This window comes from Nitrospira sp. KM1 (assembly GCF_011405515.1).
GTDB lineage: Bacteria > Nitrospirota > Nitrospiria > Nitrospirales > Nitrospiraceae > Nitrospira_C.
Genome location: NZ_AP022671.1, coordinates 3,009,753 through 3,034,053 on the forward strand (window position 1 = coordinate 3,009,753; position 24,301 = coordinate 3,034,053).

Consider the following 24,301-nt stretch of genomic DNA (forward strand, 5'->3'; position numbering starts at 1 on the left):
CGCCTCAATAGAGTAAAAACACGGTCAGAATGACGGCCACGCCGAGGGCCATGCCCAGTGCGTAATGCTGTGTTTGCCCGCTCTGCAGCAGCCGCATGAACCACGCGCCCCATGCGACGGCGCGGGCCACCCCGTTCACGGCCCCGTCGATGATCCCGACATCGACCCGTTTCCAGAGTTCCCCTGCCGCGCGAAAGGTCGGACGGACGATCACGCGGCTGTAGAGTTCATCCACATACCACTTGTGGAACGATAATTCATACGCCGCCTGCCACGTGCGGGCGAGGGTATCCGGCAGCGAAGGGTTGACCACATAGGCATAATAGGCGCCCCCGATGCCGAGGACGCCCATCAGTGTGGCCGCTGCCATGACTCCGGCAGCGCCGCTTCCATGATGCGCCGCCTGTTCACCGCCGGACGAAAACATCGGTTCGAGAAAAGACGGAATGCCGAGGTACCCCGTGACGATGCTCAACACCGCGAGAATCATCAGCGGCACGGTAATGGTCGGCGATTGTTCATGGACGTGTGCAGCGTGATGGGGATCGACACGGGAAGAACCCCAGAAGGTGACGAAGACCAGGCGGAAACTGTAGAACGCCGTCATGAGCGCCGTGAGCAGACCGAAGACCGTGAGCACCTGACCGAGCGGCCCGGATGACCAAGTCGATACGAGCAGGTCGTCCTTGCTGAAGAATCCGGCCGTCAGGGGAAATCCGGCGAGGGCGAGGGAACCGACGAGGAAGGTCCAATACGTGACCGGAAGCTTGTCTTTCAATCCGCCCATATGCCGCATGTCCTGCTCGTGGTGGAGCGCGAGAATCACCGAGCCGCATCCTAAGAAGAGGAGGGCCTTGAATGCTCCGTGCGTCAACAAATGGTACATGCCGGCCGCATAGGCTCCGAGGCCGCAGGCCATCATCATGTAGCCGAGTTGGCTCATCGTCGAATAGGCCACCACTCGCTTGATATCTGTTTGGGTGAGCGCGATGGTGGCGCCCAATACCATGGTCAGCCCGCCGACCACGGCAACCACGGTCATAGCCGTAGGAGACAGGTTGTACAAAGGCGCGAGGCGCGCGACCATGAACACGCCGGCGGTGACCATGGTGGCGGCGTGAATCAACGCGGAGATCGGCGTAGGGCCTTCCATGGCGTCCGGGAGCCAGACGTGCAAAGGCACTTGAGCCGATTTGCCGACCGCTCCGGTAAACAGGAGAAGACAGATCATCGTCATAACGGGAACGTCCCACGTGCCGCCCAAGGCGCTCAGGACGTTCAGTGTCGCACCGGCCGCCTCCGGGGCTCTGGCAAAGACGTCGGAATAATCGAGCGAGCCCAACGTCGTCCAGACGAGCAGAAGGCCAAGGATAAAACCAAAGTCGCCCACGCGGTTGACGATGAATGCCTTCGTCGCAGCCGCGCAGGCTGAAGGCCGTTCATACCAGTGGCCGATCAGGAGATAGGAACAGAGACCGACCGCTTCCCAAAACACGAAGAGTTGGAGGAAATTATCGGCCAGCACCAGCATGAGCATCGAAAACGTAAACAAGGCGATATAGCTGAAAAAGCGCGCATAACCCGGTTCGCCCGCCATGTAACCGATCGTATAGATGTGAACGAGTGTACTGACCGTGGTGACCAGCAGCAGCATGACGACGGTCAACCGGTCTACCGTCAATCCGATATGGATATCGAGCGTGCCTGAGGTCAGCCAGGTATACAGGCGAAGGGTCGTATGGTGTCCGCCGGCTACATCGAAAAACGCCAGTAACGACAGCACAAAGGAAAGCGCAACGGCCGGCACCGCCACGAGATGCGCCTTGTCTTTGATCCACTGTCCACCGAGCCCCAAGATCAGAAACGAGGCCAGCGGAAAGAGAGGAATCAATTCATACGTCATGAACCGGGTGCCTCAAGAAACCATCCGCTTGCCGCCGGGACAGAGCGCAGGATGTGACCCATAGATGCCGTTCCTCCGCCGAACCCGTGCATCACCATTTCAGCAACTGAAAGTCGTCGACATTGATGCTCGACTTGGCCCGATGCAGCGCGATGATGATCGCCAAGCCGATCGCCACCTCGGCGGCGGCTACCGTCAAGGCGAAAAAGACGAACACCTGACCGGCCACGTTATGGAAATACTCGGAAAACGCGACGAAATTGATATTTGTGGCGTTCAGCATGAGTTCGACCGACAACAAGATCGTAATGATGTTTCTCCGGATCAACACGCCGGTGACGCCGGTGAGAAACACGACTCCGCTGAGCACCAGATAGAACGAAAGGGGAACGGTCATGATTCGGCAGGCTCCAGGAGATCACGCTTGGCGAGCACGATCGCCCCGATCATGGCCACGAGGAGAACCAAGGATGCGACTTCAAACGGAAACAGGTAAGTCGAATACAGCACGTCACCAAGGGCTTCCGTGTTTCCCAGCTGTTCCACCGCGATGTCGGACGCATGGAGCGCTGGTGAGGGGGTTCGGCCTTTCGCAAGAGTCAGGACGATTCCTTCGAGCGCCAGCAGCGAACCGACGAGGGCGGCGGCGGGCCATTGGCGGTGATAGCGTTCATCCTGTTTGACGTTCAGCAGCATGACGACAAAGAGATACAACACCAGGATCGCACCGGCATAGACGATGATTTGCACGGCTGCAAGAAATTCGGCGCGAAGGGTCACGTATAGCCCGGCGACGTGAAAGAACATGATCAACAGGGAGAGCGCGCTGTAGATGGGATTGCGGAGTGCGACGACGAGCACCGATGTCGCCGCGATCATCAACGCAAAATAGAAGAAAAAGACCTGATCCATCTACTGATTCCCGTCCGGCCTGACGACCGTTACGAAGGTTTTTGCGGGATGTTCCCGAACGACACGTTGAAAAACGCGACATTCGGATGTTGCAATTCCAATCGCTTTTCTCGCACGGGAAACGAACGGTCCCCGATGGCGAGCAGTTGCTGTTTGTTCAGCTGCAACTGGCGTTTGTCATAGACAGCCCATTCGAATTCCCGCGTCATTCCCAGGGCATCGACCGGACACGCATCGACGCACATGCCGCAAAACAAACAACGGGTCATGTCCATGTAATATTCCTTCGAATAGCGCTTCGTCGGTTCGCCCGGCACTTCGGCGCTGACCACGCGGATGACCCGCGAGGGACAGGCCGCCTCGCACAGATCGCACCCGACGCATTTTTCCGTGCCGTCATCGTACCGGAGCAGCGCCAGCATCCCCCGGTAGTTGTCCGGCAAGGTCCGCTTTTCGTGAGGGTACTGGACGGTGATCGGCTTGTAATGCAGGAGATGCGACATGGTGGCCTTCATCCCCACAAGGATTTCGTAGAAGATGATCGTTTTGAACCACGCTGTCAGCGAACGCATGTTCGACCTATTGGATGTTCAGCACACACAAAGGCTATTGGGGAAACAAATATGCCGCGATCGCCGTCACCACGATATTGCCCAACGCAATGGGCAACATGACTTTCCATCCGAACTTCATCAGCTGGTCATAGCGCAGGCGCGGCAGCGTGGCGCGCAGCCAGAAAAACAAAAAAAGGAATGTGTAGACCTTGACCGTGAACCACGCGATGTTTTCGGCCCAGGCGAACTGTTCGAGGCCGAGGTGCCCGAGAATGGTCCCGGGATACGGAGCGTTCCATCCCCCGAGAAACATGGCCGCTGCCACGCAGGACACCAGCACCATATTGGCGTATTCCGCGATGAAGAAAAATGCGAACCGCATCCCGCTGTATTCCGTAAAAAATCCCGCCACCAGTTCGCTCTCCGCTTCCGGCAAGTCGAACGGGACGCGGTTCGTTTCGGCCACCGCGGAAATGACGTAGACGACGAACGCGAAAATCTGAGGCGCCGGCAGCGCGAAGACATACCAATGCCAGAATCCTCCGGATTGAGCCTCCGTAATCTTGACGAGGCTCAAGGAGCCGGCCAGTAAGAGAACCCCGACGATGGCCAAGCCCACGTTCAGTTCGTAACTGATGACTTGGGCGGCTGAGCGCAGTCCTCCCAGCAGGGAATATTTACTGTTGGAGGCCCACCCCCCCAGAATGATGCCGTAGGCTCCGATCGAGGTGAACGCAAGAATGTACAGAATGCCGATGTTGATGTCGCTGATCACGAACGGCTTGACCGTGATGCCCATGAATTCGAACGGTTGATTCGGCCCGAACGGCACGACGGCAAAGCCGATCAGCGCCGGAACCATGGCGAGGATCGGCGCCAGCGTGAACATGAACTTGTTGGCTCCGGCCGGTACGATGTCTTCCTTGAAAAACAGCTTCAGACCATCGGCGATCGGTTGCAACACGCCGTAGGGGCCGACTTCCATCGGACCCATCCGGTCTTGCATCCAGCCGAGCACCTTGCGCTCGGCCAGGGTCAGGATCATGACCGTGAGCATCACGATACCCATGACGGCTGCGATCTGGGCGAGAGAAATAACTAAGCGCACGCTGAGTTCAGTCACGGTCACACTCCCGGATGACAGGTAAGCAACACATTAGTCTGATAGGTTCCTCAAGGAATTTTGACGATCGAGACAGACGTGTTTCTGAACGACGGGACCCGCGTGACCGCGTCGATCGTGCACTCGAACAGATCCATGGCCTGTTGGGCAAAGTGATCGGGGAACCAGACGGTGCCCCGGGGCACCCGGTCCGTCAGCTTCACCGTCGTCGTAAAACTGCCGCGCCCATTGGACAACCTGACGCGATCGCCGTTCTTCAACATGCACGCATCCGCGTCGGCGGCGCTCATGCGCAACGAGCCCGAGCTTTCGACTTGTAGCAGTCCTTTGGCCCGGGTTGAAAGCTTTCCCGAGTGAAAGAGACTTTGAACGATGCCGAGGTCGACCGTGCCTTCTGCCTGTCCTGTGCGCGGGGCCAGAGTATACCGTCTGTCCAGGTCGAGTCGATATCCCTCTGTGAGATATCGTGCGATTGTCGATTGATCCGCCTTGGGAGGGACCGGCGCCGGTCCCAATGATCCATATCCGGGAATGATGCTCCGGATTTCCTTCAAGACGTCTTTGGCCTCCGCATATTCGAGCGGTGTGCCCAGCAATACGGACAGAACGGAGAGAATCTCCCAATCCGGCCGGCTGTCTCCGACCGGTTCGATTGCCGGCCGCACGGACTGCGCGTGACCTTCCTGGTTGGTAAACGTGCCGGCTTTTTCCATCGAAGAAGACGCGGGCAGCACAACGTGCGCCTGCAGGGCTGTTTCCGTCAGAAAGAGTTCCTGGCAGAGGAGAAATTCCAGTTGGCCGATCGCTTGCGCCGCTCCCAGTTGCGCGGGAAGGCTGCCGAGCGGATTCTCGCCGACGATGATCATCGCTTTCAACGAACCTCTTGTCGCCTGTTCGATCATCTCCACGAGCGTTGCGCCCCGTTCGGCTGGAATGGCCGCTTTCCAGGCTTGCCCGATCCTGTTCCGGGATTCCGAATCGGAACAGTCTCTGGGCCCGGGAAGGAGTTCCGCCAGGGCGCCCATTTCTGCAGCTCCCTGATCGTTGTTCTCCTCGGCGAGCGTGGCCAGGCCGCATCCCGGCGACGTCAATTTGCCGAGCAGCAGCAGGAGATCCAATAGGTTCACGCAGCTGGAATAGCCTCCTGAGCTTCTCAAGAGTTCCTGCCCCGCCAGTACGACCACACGGCGACCTTTGAGGACTTGCTGCGCGATCGCCATGAATTGTTCCTGCGACGCGCCGGTCACGGACGAGATGTCGGTCCAGGAAAGCGCCCCCGCCGCTTGGGTCAACGCTTCGACGTAGCCGGCCGCTTGCGAACGGACTGTTGGATCGACCCCGTTGTGATCGATCACCGCCTTGATCAGTCCCAGTACCGCACTACCCAATTGAGGCGGCTGCACACAGACATGATGGTGGGACAGATTGGCGATGTTGCTGATCGTCCCGACAGCCGGAACCATTGAATCGATCGTGCAAAGGGTGGCGCCGTGTTTCTTGACGGCCTCTTTGACTCTCAGTCCGGCGATGGGATTGGTTTCGGTAATGTTGGTTCCGATCAGGAGCAACGTATCGGCGTGGCTCAGATCTTCAAGACTCACGGTCCACCGGTGCGTGCCTTGCACCCGACGCATAGCCTGTACACCGTTGATCTGCCCGTATCGGGCGCTGCTGTCGAGGTTGTTGGTGCCCACGACCAGCCGCATGAATTTCTGGAAGAGATACAGATCTTCGTTCGTACAGCGGCCGGATATCAGCCCACCGAAGGCCTGCGAGCCATGCGCGGCTTTGAGGCGTCCGATTTCATCGGCGGCGAATTGGAGCGCTTCTTCCCATGTCGATTCCACGAGCGTGCCGTTGCGCCTGATCAGCGGTTTCGTGATACGGTCCGGATGCGTGGCGGCATGATAGCCGAAAAACCCTCTGGGACAGAGATCACCGTTGTTTCGGCCGGCGCCGTGGGCGGAATTCACTTCGACCAGTAATTGACCCTTGGTTTGCACGGTGATCTGGCAGCCGTCGCCGCAATACTGGCAGATCGTGTCGGCACGCTTGAGCATCCACGGACGGTACTCATACATGGAGAGACGACTGGTGATTGCGCCCACGGGACAGATCTGGACGCACCCGCCGCAGAATTCGCAGTCCAGCGGATGCGTGCTGAACGATTTGATCTCCGTCATGGTTCCACGCCCGGACGGGGCCAGCGCTTTGACGTCCATCACTTCGTCGCAATAGCGAACGCATCGCAGGCACTGCACGCACCGGTTCATCTGCGTCTCAATGAGCGGGCTGAAGTATTCTTTCTGGAAAATGCGTTTGGTCTCGGCGAAGCGGCCAGCGGTCGCGGTATATTCATGTGAAAAATCCTGAAGGTCGCAGCGGCCGCCCTGGTCACAGACGGGACAGTCGAGCGGGTGATTCGCCAGAATGAATTCCAGCACGGACTTATGCGCGTCATTGACCACGCTCGTCGCGGTGCGCACCGCCATGCCGTCCGATGCGACCGTGCTGCAGGACGTCTGGAGTTTCGGCATCTTTTCGATTTCCACCAGACACATACGGCAATTGGCGTCGGGCTTGAGCTTGGGGTGATAGCAGAAGTGTGGAATCATCACACCGACCCGCCGGGCAGCTTCAATTACCAGCGTGCCCTTGGGCACGGTGACTGAGATGCCGTCGATGGTCAAACGGACGGTGTCTGTCGTCGTCTCCGCCATGGTCAGTGCCGGGCTCCTGCCGGAATCGGCCGAATGAGATTGGCCGCTTCCGCTTCATGGATCAGCGTGACATATTCAGGCCGCCAGTGTTTCAAGGTGCTCATGATCGGCGCGACTTCCGCATCCCCGAAGGCGCACACCGTGCGGCCGGCGATGTTTTTGCAAAGGTCGGACAGGGTTTCAAGATCTTCGGCGCGCCCCTGCTTGGCGACAATGCGCCGCATGGTCTGCACGAGCCAGGAACTGCCTTCCCGGCACGGACTGCACTTGCCGCATGACTCATGATAGAAAAACTCCATCAGGCGCAGGGCAGCCCAGACCATGCTGGTCCCTTCCTCCATCACGGTGACGCCGCCGGACCCCAACATCGAGCCGGCCGCCGCCACCGATTCAAAATCCATTTTGACGTCGAGATGATCGGGAGTCAGAAACGGCGCGGAGGCCCCGCCCGGAATAAATGCCTTGATCGGCTTATTCTCCCGCATGCCGCCGGCATGCTCATCAATCAGCTCGCGGAACGTCACGCCCATGGGCACTTCGTAATTTCCTGGACGCTTGATGTGACCGCTGACGCAGAATACCCGCGTGCCCGTGCTCTTGGGCGGCGATCCGATGGCCGCGAACCACTCGAAGCCTTTTGACAGGATGTGCGGAAGATTGGCGAGGGTCTCGACATTGTTCACTACCGTGGGCTTGTTATAGAGACCATGGGTGGCGGGGAACGGTGGCTTGACGCGGGGTAGACCGCGCTTGCCTTCCAATGATTCGAGGAGCGCTGTTTCTTCCCCGCAGATGTAGGCGCCGGCACCCCGGTGGACCCAGACATCCACGTTGACTCCGGTCCCCAGAATATTCTTCCCGATGTACCCTTTGTCCCTGGCCTCTCCGATGGCCCGCTCGAGGATGCGCGACCCGAGAACCATTTCACCGCGTATATAGATGTAGGCGGTTTCGGCTCCAATGGCGTATCCTGCCAAGACGATACCCTCCAACAATTGATGAGGATCCCGCTCCATCAATTGCCGGTCCTTGAAGGTGCCGGGTTCGCTCTCGTCCGCGTTGCAGCAGAGGTAGCGGGGTCCTTTGTGGTCCTTCGGAAGGAAGCCCCATTTCACTCCGGTGGGAAATCCGGCTCCTCCGCGCCCCCGGAGTCCTGATTTCATGACCGTGGTCGTCACGTCAGCCGGGGAAATTTTCCCCAACACCTTTCTCAGCGCTTGATATCCTCCAGTCCTTTCGTAGTCCGCCAGCGAACCGCTGTACCCCTGCGCGGACATATTCTTCAATAGGATAAGTTCGTGTTTCGGCATCGTCTTCCGATCAATCTTGTGCGGCCGGTTCGGGCCACATGTAGGGACCGCTTTTCAAAGGGCTCGTGCCGGCGGTCCTCAGGTCCGCGAGAATTCTGTCCACGCGGTCCTCCGTCAACCGCTCGTAATAGTCATCGTTGATTTGCATCATGGGGCCGGTGCCGCAGGCGGCGAGGCATTCGACGGTGCTCAATGTGAAGAGTCCGTCCGTCGTCGTCTCGCCCGGGCCGATCCCGAGTTTGTGCTTCAGCCACCCGACCACCGTATCAGAGCCCACCAGAGCGCACATGAGCGATTTGCACACCTGAATGTGGTATCTGCCCACTTTCTTGAGGTTGAGCATCGTATAGAATGTAGCGGTTTCATAGACCTGCGGCGGCGTCAGGGTCAGCAGCCCCGCTATTTCGATCATGGCCGCTTCTGTCACATACCCCTGCTCGCGCTGAGCCAGATACAGCAGCGGAATGAGGGCGGACCGCTTGACCGGGTATCTCATGAGGATATCGTCGATTTCTTTCTGATATTTCTCTCTTAGCACGGGCACAGTCCTTTTTATCTATTCTGCCTGCCGTCGGCTTGCTCGAACCTCGGTCTCAGGTCAGCCTCTCAGCGGCCGCATTCCTGAAGAGCTCCGGCGGAAATTTTTCGTCCGCCCGATTCGCCAACCGGGGCTCTCTACCTGTCGCACTCTCCCATGACAATATCGTAGGTGCCGAAGATCGTGATGATGTCGGAAATCAAATAGCCCCGCGCCATGTGATCGAACGCTCCCATGTGCACGAACGACGGGGAGCGGATTTTCAAGCGGTAGGGACGGGCCGAGCCGTCGCTGACGATGAAAAATCCGAGTTCTCCCTTCGGCGCTTCCGTCGCACAGTACGTCTCCGCTTTCGGCGGTTTGAGACCCTGCGTGAAGATGATGAAGTGATGGATCAAGCTCTCCATATCCCGCATGACGTGCGGCTTCGGGGGCGGAATATATTGAGGCGCATCCGCGATGATCTCCCCGGGCGGCATCTGATCCAGGCATTGCTTGATGATCCTGGCGCTCTGCCGCATTTCCTCCATCCGGACCCAATAGCGATCGTACGTGTCACCGCTTTTCCCGATCGGGACTTCCCAATCGACCCTGTCGTAGACTCCGTAGGGCTCTTCCTTGCGGATATCGTAGGCGACGCCGGATCCCCGCAGCACCGGGCCGGTGCATCCGAAATTGATGGCATCGGCAGCGGAGATGACGGCGACATTCTTCGTACGGCCGAGCCAGATGCGATTGGTCGCGATCAATGAGTCGTACTCCTTGACCTTGTCCGAGAACGTTTCCAGAAACGTTTTCATCCGCTGGACGAGGTCGGGGGTGAAGTCGCTGTCAACACCGCCGATGCGATAGTAATTCAACGTCAGACGAGCTCCGCACAGCTTTTCGAACATGTCGAGCAGAGTCTCGCGCTCTCGGAATGTCCAGAAGAACACCGTCATGGCGCCAATATCCAGTGCCTGTGTCCCCAGCCAGAACAGATGACCGATGATGCGCTGCATTTCGGCCACGATCGTGCGGATGTATTCGGCTCGTTCCGGAATCGTGATCCCCAGCAGTTTTTCGACCGTTCGCACGTACGCGTAGTTGTTGGCCATTGCGCACACATAGTCGAGCCGGTCGGTATGAGGGATGATCTGCATGTACGCGAGGCCTTCGGAAAGCTTCTCGACTCCGCGATGCAGATACCCCAGGTCGGGCGTGGCCTTCACGATCCGCTCACCGTCCAGTTCAAGCACCACGCGGAGCACCCCATGAGTGCTGGGGTGCTGCGGCCCCATATTCAGCAGCAGTTCCTCGCGGCGACGGCGACCGGATGGAACCGAGTCGGATCGGAACACCTGTTTTTCCTGTTCGGGAATCTCGCTGCCGGCCATTTCGGCCGGCGGTTCGTCCAGGCGCGGGATGAACTCGAACTGGCTGCGCCAACCCCGGCCCTCCGTCGGGAAGTCCTTCCGCAGGGGGAATCCTTCCGCATAGTCCTCGGGCATGAGGATCCGGCGGAGATCCGGATGCCCGGTAAAATGAATTCCCATCATGTCGTACACTTCACGCTCAAGAAATTCCGCGCCTTTCCAGATGCCGGTCACGGAAGCAATCGTGGGATTGTCCTCATTCAGTCTCGCTTTGAGCCGTAACCGGTGACGATGCGGCAGCGAGTGCAGATGATAGACCACCTCGAACCGCTGCTGGTCTTCCGGATAATCGACCGAACAAATATCAGAAAGATGGTCGAAGGACGCCTCCGGTGCGTCGTGGAGAAATCTCGCCAACTCCACGATATGCGCCGATGCCACGGACACAGATACCTCGGACCGTTGCGTATCCGCCTGAACAGACAGCACGGCCTCCGGGAATTTTGTCATCAACGTTTCGAACAAGGATTCCATAACCGGCTATTTCACGAACACCTTTTCCCGCTGAATTTTTTCTTGCAACTTGAGGAGTCCGTCCATCAGCGCCTCCGGCCTGGGAGGACAGCCTGGAACATAGACGTCCACGGGAACGATCTGATCGACGCCCTGCACGACGGCATAGCTGTTGTAATGGTTGCCTGACGTCGCGCAAGAGCCCATTGAAATGACGTAGCGCGGTTCGGGCATCTGATCGTAGATGCGTCGGATGACCGGGGCCATCTTGCGGCTGACGGTGCCGGCCACGATCATGAGATCCGACTGCCGGGGCGATGCGCGGAACACGCCGGCGCCGAACCGGTCGATGTCGTAGCGCGATGAAACGCTGGCGATCATTTCGATCGCGCAGCAGGCCAACCCGAACGTCATGGGCCACAAGGCGGACTTGCGAGCCCAGTTTACGACCGCGTCCAAATTGGTCGTGATGATATTGGCTTCGAGTTGGCGCTCCAGAAAACTCATGTTGTCCTCACCGTATTCCGTCCCGAATGCAGGCACACTGGGCGAACCGGATGGGCTGAACGAATACTGGCCTCGCTCAATCCCATTCTAACGCTCCCTTCTTCCACGCGTACCACAGGCCGACCAGAAGAATGGCGATAAAGACCAGCATCTCCGCGAGTCCGAGGAAACCCAACGACTGAAACCGCACCGCCCAGGGAATAATGAAAATGACTTCGATGTCGAAAATGACGAATAGCATCGCGATGATGTAGTAGCGAATCGGGAACTGAATGCGCGCATCGGAAAACAGCGGGCTGCCGCTCTCATATGGATTGAGCTTGGCGCGATAGGGCCGGCTTGGCCTGACGAGCTTGCCCAATAATAGAGACGCCATGCCAAACACCACGGCAATCCCGATGAAGATCAGAATCGGGAGATAATTCAGCGGGGTCGTCTCTCCACCCATAGGTGTTCCTCACACCGCAGCGTACGCGCTCAATGCGGAGCCGAAAAATGGTTTGAATGCCAGGCCATCCAGTTCGGGACGCTCGATCCCTTTGTGCTGGACGAGAATCTTGAATGTGCGGCCCATGCCTTCCGGCTTCAGCAGATGAACAGCCGCTTGAAACTCCCGGCTTCCCGGTTCATGTCTGGCGATCAGTTCTTCGACCCCGAGACCCATGAGAAAGCTCATTTGATTGGTGAAACCCGTGACGGATAAACCGCACGCTTCTCCCACCGTGGCCAGAGTCGTAAAATCAACGTGCGCCGTCATGTCTTGCAGTCCGACCCTGATATATGGGTCTTCGGAGGTCATCTGTGCATGGTAACAGATCAGCGTCCCGCGTGATCGCTCCGGCCCGTACAGGTCTCGTGCCGCATGGCCGTAATCGATGGTCATGACGATTCCACGGTTGAGACTGCCTGCGACCTGCTGCATCCAGGCCGACGCCGCGAGGTTGATCTCCGTGCGATACCCGTCCGGCAGTTCGATGCGGACTCGCTCGAGATATTCGCGGAGGGCCGATTGGGACAGTGGCCTCAGACATTCGACGAACCGCCCGTCCCGGATCTCGACAAAGATTTCTAAAAGCACGCCGTCCTTCATTTCGACGCGGTGGACCGGGAAGGCATCGGGCAACTCGTTGCTGAACATCAACCCTGTCGTGCTGGATTCGCCGAGACCGCTCAGATCCTCAAGCCAGGTGATTTGGTCGAACCACGGTCGGAGATGCTGTTGTTGCACGGACCTCATCGATGCACTGCGCTCGATCAAGACGTACCGCAACCGGCGCGCCAACGCGGGGCATTCGTCATGCGCGGCGGAGAGGACATGTCGTGCGAGCAGTCCCTTTCCCGGCCCCATTTCGATCACGACGAAGGGGTTGGGATGGCCAAGAAGACTGTCGACTTGTTGCGCCTGTCTTGCGAGCGCCTGCCCCAAAATCGGATGGACATCCGAACTCGTATAGAAATCGCCTGACCACCCGATCCGCTCCTCGTGGGCTTCTGGAGGCCTCATGTAATACCCGAACTGAGGATGATAGAGCGCCAGTTCCATGAAACGGACAAATGGGATCGGTCCGGTAGCGGAGATCTCGGAGGCGATGGCGGCGATGAGTTCAGGGTGGCCAAGCGTCATAAAGGTCCCGTTGTCGCGGACAAAGCACGGAAACCAGCATTGAGGGCGAAGAGAATACTCACCCGTGCCCTGCACGGGCCAAAAGTGGCGTAGAGTAGCCTCGCGAGGCGAGTTAAGTCAAGGTGAACCAGCCTGAAATCATTGAATTTTTCAATGTTTCACGCACGTCGCTGTCGATGCGCTTGTGCCCTCAAATTTTAAGTGTCAATGCTCGAGCGTGGCGCCAGTAAGTCTCCGAGGCATTGAGGATGCCCGGCGTCTGGGAGAGGGGAGGAGGCGATTTGTTTCATGACAGCATTTGGAAAAGACTTTATATGGGTTTTTTGACTGGAACGCACGATAGCGAAGGCCATTCGTGAGCCGGATCAGCCAGGGAGAATACGTGAAAATGACTCTACAGGACAGGGGCAAACGTGAGCGAGGGAGCTGAGGCCGATTAGGCCCCGTGGCACTTCTTATATTTTTTCCCGCTGCCGCAGGGGCAGGGATCGTTTCGACCAACCTTGTCGTCGTTTCGCTGGACGGTTTGCGAGGCGATCGGTTCGTTCCCGCGATTAAGGATGAGCTTGGGCTGAGGAGGGGTGATGACGGGAGGAGGCGGTGGGGCGGCGGCCGGACCGTCGTTTCTGACCGCCTGCACATGGAACAGCCGATCGATGGTGTCCGATTTGATGCGTTCCATCATGCCGGCGAAAAGATCAAACCCTTCCCGTTTGTATTCGATCAACGGATCTTTTTGGCCGTACCCGCGCAAACCGATTCCGTCGCGAAGATGGTCCATCGCCAGAAGATGGTCTTTCCAATGATGGTCGATCACCTGCAACATGAAATTCTTTTCGAGGAACCGCATGAGATCCGATGACAACTCACGCTCTTTGTGACCGTATGCCTCCTGGACCTGGTGTTTGAGGTCTTCAATGAGTGCGTCACGTCCCATGTCACGCAGCGATTCCCCACCGTCGTGTTTCCCCTGCGTCACATCGAGGCCGAACTGCCCCTGCATCATCTCGGTCAGGCCCTTCATGTCCCATTCCTCGGGATACTGTTCGGCTGGACAGTAGACAGTGAGTGCGGACTCTGCGATGGACGACATCATGTCGAGAACGTCGCCGGCGAGGGTCTCTCCGCTCAGCACCGCTCGGCGGTGACGGTAGATCACTTCGCGCTGTTTGTTCATCACGTCGTCATATTCGAGGAGTTGCTTCCGGATCTCGAAATTGTGGGCCTCCACCTTTTTCTGCGCATTGGCGATGGCGCGCGTGACCATGCCGTGCTCGATGGGAATGCCTTCCTCCATTCCGAGCTTGAGCATCAGCTGCGAGACTCGTTCGGAGGCGAAGATGCGCATCAGATCGTCTTCCAGAGACAAATAGAAGCGGGATGAACCGGGGTCGCCCTGACGTCCGGCCCGACCGCGGAGCTGATTGTCGATGCGCCGGCTCTCGTGCCGCTCCGTCCCCAGGATATGGAGTCCGCCCAACCCGACCACGTCCTGTTTGTTCTTTTCACAATCGGAGCGGATGTCCTCGTAGACGGCCAGTTTTCGCTCATCGGGAAGATTCTCTTCCCGATACAGCACCTGCTTGAACATGAAATCCGCGTTGCCGCCGAGAAGAATATCGGTGCCGCGGCCTGCCATATTGGTGGCGATGGTCACGGCTCCCTTGCGCCCGGCCTGAGCGACGATTTCCGCTTCGCGCTCGTGCTGTTTTGCGTTCAACACGTTGTGCTTGACCCCGCTGCGGCTCAGCATGCCGGCGATCTTTTCGGACTTCTCGATCGAAATGGTGCCAACCAGCACGGGTTGGCCCCGTTCATGGCACTCCTTGATCTCTTCGACGATGGCCGCGAATTTTTCCTTCTCCGTGCGATAGACGACGTCGGCGTAATCGAGCCTCACCATCTTCCGGTTGGTCGGCACCACGTTCACATCCAGATTGTAAATCTTGGCGAACTCCGAGGCTTCCGTGTCCGCGGTCCCGGTCATGCCTCCCAGCTTCTTGTACATGCGGAAGTAGTTCTGGAACGTAACGGAGGCGAGCGTTTGATTCTCATTGGCGATTTTGACGCCTTCCTTGGCCTCGACGGCCTGATGGAGTCCGTCGCTCCAGCGGCGCCCCGGCATCAAGCGACCGGTGAACTCGTCGACGATGATGACCTCACCGTCTTTCACGACGTAATCGACATCCCTCCGGTAAAGCGCGTGGGCCTGAAGGGCTTTGACCACGTGGTGCACCATGTCCATGTTCGCGGGATCATATAAATTGTCGACTCCTAGGAGCCGTTCGACCCGGGCGTTGCCGTCTTCCGTCAACGAGGCGGTCTTCGTTTTTTCCTCGATCGTATAGTCTTGTTCGACCTTGAGTTGGGGGATGATGGCATTGATGCGATAGTACAGGTCAGTCGTTTGGTCGGTCGGGCCCGAAATGATCAGCGGCGTTCTGGCTTCGTCGATCAGAATGCTATCCACCTCGTCGACGATGGCGAAATTCAATTCCCGTTGCACGCACTGGTTCAAATCCGTGACGACCAGGTTGTCCCGCAGATAATCGAAGCCGTACTCATTGTTCGTGCCGTACGTAATATCCGCCCGGTAGGCCTCTGGCCTGGTGCAGGGGCGCAGGTGCTGCAGGCGACGGTCCGACGCCTCGTAGGTCGGATCGAAGAAGAACGAGGCATCGTGCTGAATGACTCCGGTGGACAGTCCGAGCGCATGGTACAGCTGTCCCATCCATTGGGCGTCCCGTTTCGCCAGGTAATCGTTGACGGTGACCAAATGGGCGCCCTTACCTTCGAGCGCATTCAGATAGATGGGAAGGGTCGCCACCAAAGTTTTGCCTTCCCCGGTCTTCATTTCCGAAATGCGACCCTTGTGCAGGATCATCCCGCCGATGAGCTGCACGTCGAAATGCCGCATGTTGAGTTTCCGTTTTGACATTTCCCGGCAGACGGCAAAGGCCTCCGGCAGAATGTCGTCGAGTGTCTCTCCGGCGCTGAGCCGTTTCTTGAACTCCTGGGTCTTGTCGGTGAGGGCTTCGTCCGAGAGCGGGGCAAGAGAAGCCTCCAGACCGTTGATACGTTGGACGACAGGCATCAACGCCTTGATTTCACGTTCGTTCTTGCTGCCGAAGACGAGATTCAATACTTGTGTCAGCATGGTCACGTGTTATTTATTTAACGGTACCGGCCGTGCTCATCGCAAGTGTGACGAGCTATTCTGCGGGAGTATACCGGAAACGTACGGTGAATCCTATCGTGAAGACGGCGGAGTTTTAGCGGAGCATCGCCTTGACTCCCCTTGACGCATTCCAGTACCATCGCAGCAGGAAGCTTCGATGCCCATGAACGTACGCATGGTCCGATCACTCGTCTCTCTGCTGGTCCTAGGGATCATCGTCATGGGCGGGCTTGCGTCCGCGCAATCGCTTACCCATGAATCCCAACATGCCCATCATCAAAAGGCCACTCACGGGACCGTGTTGTGTTCTTGGATGTGCGCCACAGGGCACGTCTTGGATGCAGCCGTTGTCCCTGACCTTATCGAGCAGCGCCCCGTTGCGTTAGCCGAACCGTACACCATCAAGACCGTTCCCTCTCTCCATTCTTCGATCGTCACTTCCCGCGGACCTCCTGCTCATACCCTGTAGCATTTCCAGTTGACGCAACCGGTTCAGGCAGTCGAACCGGCTTCATCGCGTCCACCGTTTGCGGGCGTAATCGTCCAGACAGGCGGAACGAGCTATGCGGGGGGTAGAGTCGGTGAATTTTTCTAACACGGCCACCGCGGTCGATGCAAAACAGATGAGCGGACAGCTTCGGCTCCGCGGCTGGGGTCTGTCCATAGGGCTGCACGGGTTTGCTGTGGCAGGTTCGATGCTTTTGATGGCGCAGATCCAACCTCCGCCATTGAAAGAGACGTTCCAGTGGGATGTTTCGGTCGTTGAGGCTCCTACGGAAAAGCCGGTCATGGCTGCGGCCCAACCTATGCGCGCGCCGGTGCCGCCCACGCCTCCACGGCCTCAAAAGGCGACTCCAGCGGCTGAACCTCCTCCTCCCGTTGTGACACGGTCCGTGCAATCCAAGGAGCAGCCTGTCGTCATGCAGCGCGATCAGCCGCGAACCATCGAACAAGTGACCCCGGTCGTTCAAGCCCAACCGGTCGAACAACACCAGGAACCCGTTCAGGAAAATATTCAACCCCAGCAAGTCCAGATGGCCGAGCGGCAGGTTGAACAAGCAACCCATGAAGCCGTACGACACGAAGAGCCGGTCCAAGAAGCGCCTCCTTACGAGAAAGTGATCGCACCGGCGCAGCCGGTGCCCACTCAAACGACGGTGGCAGCCGTTCAGCACGAGATGGCGCCCGCAGCGATCGAACAGCAGCGTCACGATGCCCCGGTCCAGCGTGCTGCGCCTGCGCAGGAATCCAGTCCGCCGGTATCGGAACGGGCGGACAGCGTGGCTGCAGCCCCTCCGGCTCCCATGGTGACGGAGACGCCCGTTCAAGTCGCAAAAGCAACTGTTTCGGGTCCGGAAACCAAGGCCGATCACCGCTGGATCGCCGAATCGCTTGGCCGCAGACTGGCCGAACTCAAACGCTATCCCAGTTCTGCGAGGATGAACGGGCTGGAGGGAAAGGTCATTCTGAAAGCCGTCATCCGTTCAGACGGACAATTAGCCGAGGTGTCGGTGCAGAAAAGTTCCGGGCATGCCGTTCTCGATGCTGCGGCCATAGAAGCCGTCAGGCTGGCCTGCCCGCTGCACATGAAGCATGCGATCGAGAGGCCTCAGGTGGTCGTCAGTGTACCGATGGTGTACAGCCTTGCCAATTAATGACGGAAGAAAAGGCGATCCGCCGGAACGAATGGGCAAACCGGTGATGATTGCGGGGCCATCCCGCAGAGCAGGATGGTTCGCGGTCTACGGGGTATGGCTCGCCCTATCCGCTACGTCGGCCTGGTCGGGGTCGCAGCTTCCCGTCGAATTCGGTCAAAAGGACGTCCACACCCATCACGTCAAAAGCGTCGTCGGTCCTTCAGTCCACATCGATGAAAAAGGATTCATCGCCGCCGCCTGGGTGGAAGAGGATAAGGATGTACGCACGATCTTCTTTGCAAAGTCCGATACACCCGGCGGACCACTTGGGCAGCCGGTTCGAGTCAATGATCCATCCGAGAGCCCCTATTACAGACAGGAGTCACCCGCGCTGTCGCTCCATGGAAACGATGTTTTCCTGACCTGGTCGAAGACGCATCCCAACATGACTCCTGACAAGCCGTTTTCCAGCGAGCTCCGCTTGAGCCGATCCCATGACGGCGGGCGTACATTCGCCCCGTCCACTCTCGTCAACGATGACGGGCAGGTGATCAATCATACGTTCGATGCCATGCAGGTGGCCCCCGATGGCGCCGTCCATATGGCGTGGATCGATGGTCGCGAAGGCAAGAAAGAACCGGGAACATTTGTGGCCCGCTCGGCCGACGGTGGACGGACGGTTACGAAGAACATGAAAGTCGATGAGAATACCTGCGTCTGTTGCCGGACGGCATTAGCCGCCTCTTCCGACGGAACCATTTATCTGGCTTGGAGAAAAATCCTCGACGGGAACGTTCGTGAAATCGTGGTGTCGCGGTCGATCGACGGAGGGGAGAACTTTTCCCGTCCAACCATCGTCGGGAACGACCGGTGGGTCTATCCTGCCTGCCCGCATCGGCCGGCTTCTCTCGGTGTCGATCGCCAGGGGCGCCTCTATGTCGCGTGGTACACCGAGGGTGCAGACGAGACTCCTGCGATCTATCTGGCTTATTCGGACGACAAGGGCTCCACGTTCTCAGAGAAGCATCAACTGAATCGCTCGAAAGGAACCTTTCCGGACCATCCGCAAATGGCGGTCGATCAGGAGGGCCGGGTCGTCGTTGTCTGGGAAGAACAATCACCGGTACGCCGCGAGGTTGTCGTCAGCTACTCTGTTGATCGAGGCGGGTCGTTCAGCATTCCGATGAAACTCAACGAAAAAAACGGTCAAACGCCGACTGTCGCGGTGAACCAACAGGGAACCGTGGTGATGGGTTGGAAAGAACATGCCATGCCGGCTCATCGAATGGTGCTACAGACCATGTCATTTCCCTCCGTGCAGGTTGCCGGAGAAGGATCCGGCCGTCATGGGCACTAGCCTCGGCACCCGGTTGGTCTGTTTGCTCATGCTTGTGGGCGCGGTCTTGCAGACAGGAGACGGCCCGGTATTCGGCGGTGACTCCGCCTCCCGTGATCCCTTTGCCGAACTGAAAATCAACCGCACGACTGCCGATCGGATCCTCGAGCCGTTCGATCTGAAGGGGCTCGACGGGGCTTCCGTCCGTTCGGGGGATCTCAATGGGAAAGTGGTGTTGTTGAATTTTTGGGCGACCTGGTGCGGCCCCTGCAAAGAGGAAATGCCGTCATTAGCACGGCTGCAGCGCGGGTTCGATCCACAGCGATTCGCCGTGGTTACGATCACGACCGATGTGCAGCCTCAGGGCATCAAGCAGTTTCTGAATCACTTGGGGATCACGTTACCGGTGCTTTTCGATGAAGACCAGGAGGTTTCGCGCGGCCTCATGGTGCGCGGATTGCCCACGACCGTACTCGTTGCATCCGACGGGAGAGTGGTCGGCCGCGCCGTGGGACCGCGAGCCTGGGACAGCCCGGAATCATTGAATTTGGTGAGGCACGTGCTCGACGACCAGAAATGAAGCGGGCTCCCGTTCTATTGTCATTGACCGTCGCCCTCTTTTATGCCGCATTGGCGATGGGGGCGGCCGGTTGCCAGTTTCTTCATCCGGACAGCCCGTTCCACTCCAGGCACCAGAGCAACTCTCACGTGGCTCACTCGGCGATATGCGCCTGGGCCTGCCAGGTCAATCCGTCGGCTGCGCTCGTCCCGGTGATTCCATCGGTGACCCTTCTATTCATGCTCTCGCGGGTCCTGCCGCTTCTCAGGACTCCCTACATTTCCTTCGCATCGCCCGTTCGGCTCTCCCGCGGCCCCCCACTCGTTGCGCGCTGAGTTCTATCACCGTCATTCGGTTTTTCACAGGCAAAAGACACCGCCTGCTTCATGGGCGCTGTCCAGCCCACCATTGAAGGAGTATCGAGCCATGTCGTCTCGTGTACAGGTTTGTCGAGGGTGGTGCATCATGCTATACGCTCTCGCGGTCGTATTCGGATCATTGGTATGGAGCAGCATTGGCGCCGCTCAAGATACATCTGTCGAACCTGCTCCCTCGGCCCGGGAAACGGAATTGCGCGATCAACTCAAGGGTATTCTCCAAGAACTGGAAGACATTCAACACAAGAAGGAACAGGCGGCACCGGAGGCGGAACGTGCGCCTGTCGTCAAGGAAAAGACCTCGGCGCCGGCACCGGAATCGGAACATGAGACTGTTCCGGAATACGAGCTCGCAGACATGAGCATCGTGAGCAAGCGCATGCAGAAACGTCCGGAAGGCGTGTCCATCTCGGCTACCATCCCGGCCGAAACCGATTCTCAGCCGACGCGTACGATGAAAGAGTCGATGGAATCTATTCCCGGCGTCGTACTGAGGCAGGCAAACGGCCCGCGCGACTTCAGCATCATGATTCGCGGCCAGGGCGCCAAGACGGCGTTTGCCGTTCGCGATATCAAGGTCTATGAAGACGGGTTCATTCAGACGCAGTCGGATGGTCTCTCGCGCCTGGATATGCAAGACCCCTGGTTCATGCGCAGCACCGAAGTGACACGCGGCGCCTCGTCCTCCCTGTACGATAACTATGCGTTAGGCGGTATGGTTCAATTTAGGACAAGGCGCGGCAGCGACATCAACGGGTTCGAAGCCTTTCTCCAAGGCGGATCCTACGGCTTTCAAAAGCAGGCGTTTGCGGTTGGTCAGCAGTTTGAAAATCTCGACGTGTCACTGTTCGGCAGTAATGCCGCCGAAGACGGATATATCAGGAACAGCGACTATTCGACGCAGACAATCAACTTCAACCTCCGTTTCAAGATCGATGACAAGCAGAATTTCTACTTCAAGGCGATTTCCAACTGGCTGGATACCAGAGTGCCGACCCGATTGACTCAAGCACAATTCACGACGGACGATCGCCAAGCCGGAGGAGCTCAGACAACCTGCGTGTCCGGAACGTACATGGCCGGCTGCGCCAATGCGACGTTGCTCCATCAACAGCGCATCGATCGGCGGACCATCGTGGGGGGTATCTATGAGCGTCAGCTCAACGCGGGCACGGTGCTGACCATCGAAGGGGATTACGACGTCAAAGACATCAATCAATACTTTTCTCAGATCACCGACAACGTCAATCCAAACGTCAAGTCATACGCCGACCTGCGAAACGACAGCCGGGTCGGAGGTATGCCTCTGCGGAGCTACGTCGGATTCTTCATCAACAACATGGAGCAGGAGGGGAACACGTTCCAAAACCTAGCGGACGGTCAAGGCACGCGGGGATCGTTGCTTCAAAACAACCGCGGCACGATACGGAACATCGGAGGAAGGATTCGAGAGGAACTCGAATTCGTTCCGAAATGGATTCTCGCAGCAGGCTTGGGATTTGAGCAGTCAATGATCAGCGTGCAGTCAATCAATTACACAGGCGCAACACCGTCGCCGGTGAGCGCGAATCGCACGTTCTATAATTGGGCGCCCGAAGTCTCGCTATCTTGGAAACCGGAAGACGGCTATCGGACTTGGATACGCGCCTCGACTGGATACGGCATTCCGCAATTCAACAATCTTCTCAGGGATCCGGTGACGGGACTGCCGGGCACCAATTTCGACCTGAAGCCTCAGAAGAATCTCAACACGGAAATCGGCACGGAAGCGAGGCTTCATCGAACGCTCGGCGTCCAATTAGTTGGGTTCTGGACATTCTTCAAAAACGAGATCATCACACAGACCATTTCAGGAGGGAATACGGCCTCCGTCAACGCGGATTCTTCCCAATACCGTGGAATCGAAGCGTCGTATGACTGGCGGCCGCTTTCCGGATTACGGCTCTCGGGAGCCTATACGCACATCGATGCCCGATATATCAATTTCTCCGATCGGGTCGCAGCGGGATTTCTCTCGAGAGACGGGAAAAACGTTCCGAATGTTCCGACGGACGTATTACACACGAAGGCCGAGTACGACCACGCGTTGTCCGGATGGGGTGGATGGATCGAGGCCTCGTATTACAATAGCTACTTTCTGAACAACAGCAATACGTTCGGAATCCCTTCCTATCTCATTGCGAATATCAATGTACACAAAACCGTGGACGTAAAGAGCAAGTGGTTCCGTTTTGCCAAATTTTATCTCGAGCTCGATAACATCGCGGATAAGAAATACGTCGCGTCCGGCCAGGTCATCGGCGGCGAGACCACCGCTGCCGGCGCCTCTCAGCAGGCATTCTTCGCCGGCTACGGGCGGGCTATCTATGGAGGGGTCACGCTGGGATTGTTCTGACAATTTGAATGGCAACAGACGGCGCGAACGATGGAAACCCTGCACGGACGTCGACCATGTCGTGCGCAGGCGGTCTTGGAGCAATTTGACGACGGCGGCTATGCCGCACTGATGGGACTGGTGAAGTCACCTGACGTGTTTGCATGCGCGGTCAGTATCGCCGGCCCAACGGATCTTCGGATGCTGCTCCGCGACAGAGAATTTTATGTGGGGGTTGGAAGCCAGGATGAAGTACGGATCGGCCGCTGGTGGTCCGATCGTGAGCGGTTGAGGCTCACATCTCCAGTCGATCAGATTGGCAGTATCAGAAAACCAGTTCTGCTCTTACACGGCGTGCAAGACGTCGTGGTGCCCGTGGAGCATTCGCGAATCATGGCGGAGAAATTCAAGGCAGCGCGTTATGCGCAGTATCGATATGTGGAGTTGCCATTTGGAGACCATTGGCTCAGCCGCGAGCAAGACCGGATCCGTGTCTTCAGCGAGCTCGAGGAGTTCCTCACACCGTATCTTCAGTGAAGGCGGAGGGCAGATTCTGTTCCCCGACGGGCTTGGATCGGAAGGACCATGGTTCCCATTCACCGCTACAGGCCGAGTTGATTTCATACCCCTCGGTCCGTATAGTCCAAGCTGTCTACGTGGCAGGCGAATGGTGTGCCGGTTGAAACGCGTATGAGCCCACGCACGCTCAGTATCTTCGCATATGGGCTCCTCCTGATTTGCCACACGGCCGCTGCCGGTGCCGCGCCATCGGATCCCGCGCGCCGCACGCTGGAGCGGGCCGCCGAATTGTCCAGGGCCGGCGATATCGATGGCGCGATCGCCTCGGCGCATAAAGCCGTTGAGTTAAACCCGTCATCCGCCGAGGCGTACCATCTTCTTGGATACCTGTATTTCCACCACAAGAAAAAACCGACTGAAGCGGCTGAGGCGTTCGAGCATGCCCTGAGGATCAAGCCGTCCTATCCTGAGGCGCTGAACGACCTGGCCGAAGTCTATATCGCGCAAGGGAAGTCGGCCGATGCCGAACACACGCTCAAGCGCGCTCTCGAGGTCGACCCGAAGCACGAAGATTCCTATCTTGATCTGGCACGACTCTATGAAGGAAGACGGGAGACGGCTGCCGCCATGAAGACGTACCAGCGGCTGCTGGTGATTCATCCCGGAAGCCCGGAGGGTTTGTTCGGGCTGGCGCTTCTGAACGAAGCCCAAGGTGAAGACAAGGCTGCCCGCGATCTGCTGGCCAGGTTGACGTCCGTGAATCCCAAGCACGCCGACGGCTGGTATCAGGCAGGAAGGCTGGCAGAGCGCAACAACGACCTGCTCGAAGCGGCCTATGACTATCGACAGGCGATCGCGGCGAAGCCGAGTCTCGTCGACGCACATTATAACTTGGGGTTCATTCTGCGCAGCCAAAACAAACCGGCCGATGCCGAACGCGAGTTCCTCGAGGTCATCCGGTATCGTCCGGAATATGCCGAAGCGCACATGAACCTGGGAGTCGTTTACACCAGCATGAACAAGCTGGAAGATGCCGAACGGGAATATGAGAAAGCGGTTGAACTCAAGCCGGGCTATGCGGAGGCCCACTATAATCTTGGTGTCTTCTATGAGTTGCACCGGAAGGACATGCCCCGGGCGCTTGCGCAGTATCACAAATATCTGAACCTGGGCGGCCGCGACGATCGGGTCGAGCGTATTATCGGAACTTCAGGACGGTAATGAGGAAAGCGCCAGCTCGTCTCGCCTGCCTTGGAGAGGGT

At 58.0% G+C, this 24,301-nt stretch carries 21 protein-coding genes; 8 read left to right on the top strand and 13 right to left on the bottom strand.

The genetic code is table 11. The features are described from left to right. Positions 1-4: 4 nt before the first annotated feature. The 13 genes from nuoL to secA form a co-directional block, all read right to left on the bottom strand. The gene (nuoL, locus tag W02_RS14135; RefSeq protein WP_173048786.1) at positions 5-1,903 is read right to left on the bottom strand and encodes an NADH-quinone oxidoreductase subunit L; all 1,899 of its coding nucleotides are present in this window, start codon (positions 1,901-1,903) and stop codon (positions 5-7) included. Positions 1,904-1,994: 91 nt separating this feature from the next. After that, positions 1,995-2,300, bottom strand: a complete 306-nt coding sequence (gene nuoK, locus W02_RS14140) for an NADH-quinone oxidoreductase subunit NuoK (RefSeq protein WP_173048788.1) — start codon at positions 2,298-2,300, stop codon at positions 1,995-1,997. Next, complete coding sequence (locus W02_RS14145) at positions 2,297-2,815, bottom strand: NADH-quinone oxidoreductase subunit J (RefSeq protein ID WP_173048790.1); 519 nt, start codon at positions 2,813-2,815, stop codon at positions 2,297-2,299. Before W02_RS14145 ends, nuoK begins: the two co-directional genes overlap by 4 nt. Positions 2,816-2,844: 29 nt before the next feature. Then, on the bottom strand, positions 2,845-3,387 hold the full coding sequence (gene nuoI, locus W02_RS14150) for an NADH-quinone oxidoreductase subunit NuoI (protein WP_173048792.1): 543 nt from the start codon (positions 3,385-3,387) through the stop codon (positions 2,845-2,847). Between the two features lie 34 nt (positions 3,388-3,421). Continuing rightward, on the bottom strand, positions 3,422-4,438 hold the full coding sequence (gene nuoH / locus W02_RS14155; protein ID WP_197742238.1) for an NADH-quinone oxidoreductase subunit NuoH: 1,017 nt from the start codon (positions 4,436-4,438) through the stop codon (positions 3,422-3,424). Between the two features lie 104 nt (positions 4,439-4,542). Continuing rightward, positions 4,543-7,212 carry an NADH-quinone oxidoreductase subunit NuoG gene (gene nuoG / locus W02_RS14160; RefSeq protein WP_173048796.1) on the bottom strand — a complete coding sequence of 890 codons (2,670 nt, stop codon included), beginning with the start codon at positions 7,210-7,212 and terminating at the stop codon, positions 4,543-4,545. Between the two features lie 2 nt (positions 7,213-7,214). Beyond that, complete coding sequence (gene nuoF, locus W02_RS14165; RefSeq protein WP_173048798.1) at positions 7,215-8,522, bottom strand: NADH-quinone oxidoreductase subunit NuoF; 1,308 nt, start codon at positions 8,520-8,522, stop codon at positions 7,215-7,217. Between the two features lie 10 nt (positions 8,523-8,532). Next, complete coding sequence (gene nuoE / locus W02_RS14170; protein ID WP_173048800.1) at positions 8,533-9,060, bottom strand: NADH-quinone oxidoreductase subunit NuoE; 528 nt, start codon at positions 9,058-9,060, stop codon at positions 8,533-8,535. A gap of 137 nt (positions 9,061-9,197) precedes the next feature. Continuing rightward, positions 9,198-10,949 (bottom strand): NADH dehydrogenase (quinone) subunit D, encoded by a 1,752-nt coding sequence (gene nuoD / locus W02_RS14175; RefSeq protein WP_173048802.1) that lies wholly within the window; start codon positions 10,947-10,949, stop codon positions 9,198-9,200. A 6-nt stretch (positions 10,950-10,955) separates the two neighbouring features. Next, a complete protein-coding gene (locus W02_RS14180) occupies positions 10,956-11,435 on the bottom strand; it encodes an NADH-quinone oxidoreductase subunit B (RefSeq protein WP_173048804.1) in 480 nt (159 codons plus the stop codon). Between the two features lie 76 nt (positions 11,436-11,511). Next, positions 11,512-11,883, bottom strand: coding sequence for an NADH-quinone oxidoreductase subunit A (locus tag W02_RS14185; RefSeq protein WP_173048806.1), 372 nt, complete (start codon positions 11,881-11,883; stop codon positions 11,512-11,514). 9 nt (positions 11,884-11,892) lie between these two features. Next, a complete protein-coding gene (locus W02_RS14190) occupies positions 11,893-13,059 on the bottom strand; it encodes a class I SAM-dependent methyltransferase (protein ID WP_173048808.1) in 1,167 nt (388 codons plus the stop codon). 436 nt (positions 13,060-13,495) lie between these two features. Beyond that, the gene (gene secA / locus W02_RS14195) at positions 13,496-16,216 is read right to left on the bottom strand and encodes a preprotein translocase subunit SecA (protein WP_173048810.1); all 2,721 of its coding nucleotides are present in this window, start codon (positions 16,214-16,216) and stop codon (positions 13,496-13,498) included. A gap of 178 nt (positions 16,217-16,394) precedes the next feature. On the opposite strand from secA, the gene W02_RS14200 reads away from it, so the two are divergent. The 8 genes from W02_RS14200 to W02_RS14235 all read left to right on the top strand — a co-directional run bounded on the left by W02_RS14200 (position 16,395) and on the right by W02_RS14235 (position 24,260). Beyond that, positions 16,395-16,706: a hypothetical protein gene (locus W02_RS14200; protein WP_173048812.1), complete on the top strand. Its 312-nt coding sequence runs from the start codon at positions 16,395-16,397 to the stop codon at positions 16,704-16,706. Between the two features lie 94 nt (positions 16,707-16,800). Beyond that, the gene (locus tag W02_RS14205; protein ID WP_173048813.1) at positions 16,801-17,892 is read left to right on the top strand and encodes an energy transducer TonB; all 1,092 of its coding nucleotides are present in this window, start codon (positions 16,801-16,803) and stop codon (positions 17,890-17,892) included. Continuing rightward, on the top strand, positions 17,882-19,231 hold the full coding sequence (locus tag W02_RS14210) for a sialidase family protein (RefSeq protein WP_173048815.1): 1,350 nt from the start codon (positions 17,882-17,884) through the stop codon (positions 19,229-19,231). The genes W02_RS14205 and W02_RS14210 overlap by 11 nt, the downstream gene beginning before the upstream one ends. Next, positions 19,221-19,790, top strand: a complete 570-nt coding sequence (locus tag W02_RS14215; RefSeq protein ID WP_173048817.1) for a TlpA disulfide reductase family protein — start codon at positions 19,221-19,223, stop codon at positions 19,788-19,790. Before W02_RS14210 ends, W02_RS14215 begins: the two co-directional genes overlap by 11 nt. Beyond that, on the top strand, positions 19,787-20,104 hold the full coding sequence (locus tag W02_RS14220) for a hypothetical protein (protein WP_173048819.1): 318 nt from the start codon (positions 19,787-19,789) through the stop codon (positions 20,102-20,104). The genes W02_RS14215 and W02_RS14220 overlap by 4 nt, the downstream gene beginning before the upstream one ends. Positions 20,105-20,234: 130 nt before the next feature. After that, positions 20,235-22,541, top strand: coding sequence for a TonB-dependent receptor domain-containing protein (locus W02_RS14225; protein WP_232068550.1), 2,307 nt, complete (start codon positions 20,235-20,237; stop codon positions 22,539-22,541). Positions 22,542-22,571: 30 nt separating this feature from the next. Continuing rightward, complete coding sequence (locus tag W02_RS14230; RefSeq protein WP_173048823.1) at positions 22,572-23,057, top strand: S9 family peptidase; 486 nt, start codon at positions 22,572-22,574, stop codon at positions 23,055-23,057. Between the two features lie 153 nt (positions 23,058-23,210). Next, positions 23,211-24,260, top strand: a complete 1,050-nt coding sequence (locus W02_RS14235) for a tetratricopeptide repeat protein (RefSeq protein WP_173048825.1) — start codon at positions 23,211-23,213, stop codon at positions 24,258-24,260. Positions 24,261-24,301 lie beyond the last annotated feature (41 nt).

Coding starts and splice junctions, on each gene's coding strand:
- W02_RS14200 (WP_173048812.1), top strand. CDS start 16,395: ATGCCCATGAACGTACGCATGGTCCGATCACTCGTCTCTCTGCTGGTC.
- nuoI (WP_173048792.1), bottom strand. CDS start 3,387: ATGCGTTCGCTGACAGCGTGGTTCAAAACGATCATCTTCTACGAAATC.
- W02_RS14235 (WP_173048825.1), top strand. CDS start 23,211: ATGAGCCCACGCACGCTCAGTATCTTCGCATATGGGCTCCTCCTGATT.
- nuoL (WP_173048786.1), bottom strand. CDS start 1,903: ATGACGTATGAATTGATTCCTCTCTTTCCGCTGGCCTCGTTTCTGATC.
- nuoH (WP_197742238.1), bottom strand. CDS start 4,438: ATGGGTATCGTGATGCTCACGGTCATGATCCTGACCCTGGCCGAGCGC.
- W02_RS14230 (WP_173048823.1), top strand. CDS start 22,572: ATGGAAACCCTGCACGGACGTCGACCATGTCGTGCGCAGGCGGTCTTG.
- W02_RS14190 (WP_173048808.1), bottom strand. CDS start 13,059: ATGACGCTTGGCCACCCTGAACTCATCGCCGCCATCGCCTCCGAGATC.
- nuoF (WP_173048798.1), bottom strand. CDS start 8,522: ATGCCGAAACACGAACTTATCCTATTGAAGAATATGTCCGCGCAGGGG.
- W02_RS14180 (WP_173048804.1), bottom strand. CDS start 11,435: ATGAGTTTTCTGGAGCGCCAACTCGAAGCCAATATCATCACGACCAAT.
- W02_RS14220 (WP_173048819.1), top strand. CDS start 19,787: ATGAAGCGGGCTCCCGTTCTATTGTCATTGACCGTCGCCCTCTTTTAT.
- W02_RS14215 (WP_173048817.1), top strand. CDS start 19,221: ATGGGCACTAGCCTCGGCACCCGGTTGGTCTGTTTGCTCATGCTTGTG.
- W02_RS14205 (WP_173048813.1), top strand. CDS start 16,801: ATGCGGGGGGTAGAGTCGGTGAATTTTTCTAACACGGCCACCGCGGTC.
- secA (WP_173048810.1), bottom strand. CDS start 16,216: ATGCTGACACAAGTATTGAATCTCGTCTTCGGCAGCAAGAACGAACGT.
- nuoG (WP_173048796.1), bottom strand. CDS start 7,212: ATGGCGGAGACGACGACAGACACCGTCCGTTTGACCATCGACGGCATC.
- nuoD (WP_173048802.1), bottom strand. CDS start 10,949: ATGGAATCCTTGTTCGAAACGTTGATGACAAAATTCCCGGAGGCCGTG.
- W02_RS14145 (WP_173048790.1), bottom strand. CDS start 2,815: ATGGATCAGGTCTTTTTCTTCTATTTTGCGTTGATGATCGCGGCGACA.
- nuoK (WP_173048788.1), bottom strand. CDS start 2,300: ATGACCGTTCCCCTTTCGTTCTATCTGGTGCTCAGCGGAGTCGTGTTT.
- W02_RS14185 (WP_173048806.1), bottom strand. CDS start 11,883: ATGGGTGGAGAGACGACCCCGCTGAATTATCTCCCGATTCTGATCTTC.
- W02_RS14225 (WP_232068550.1), top strand. CDS start 20,235: ATGCTATACGCTCTCGCGGTCGTATTCGGATCATTGGTATGGAGCAGC.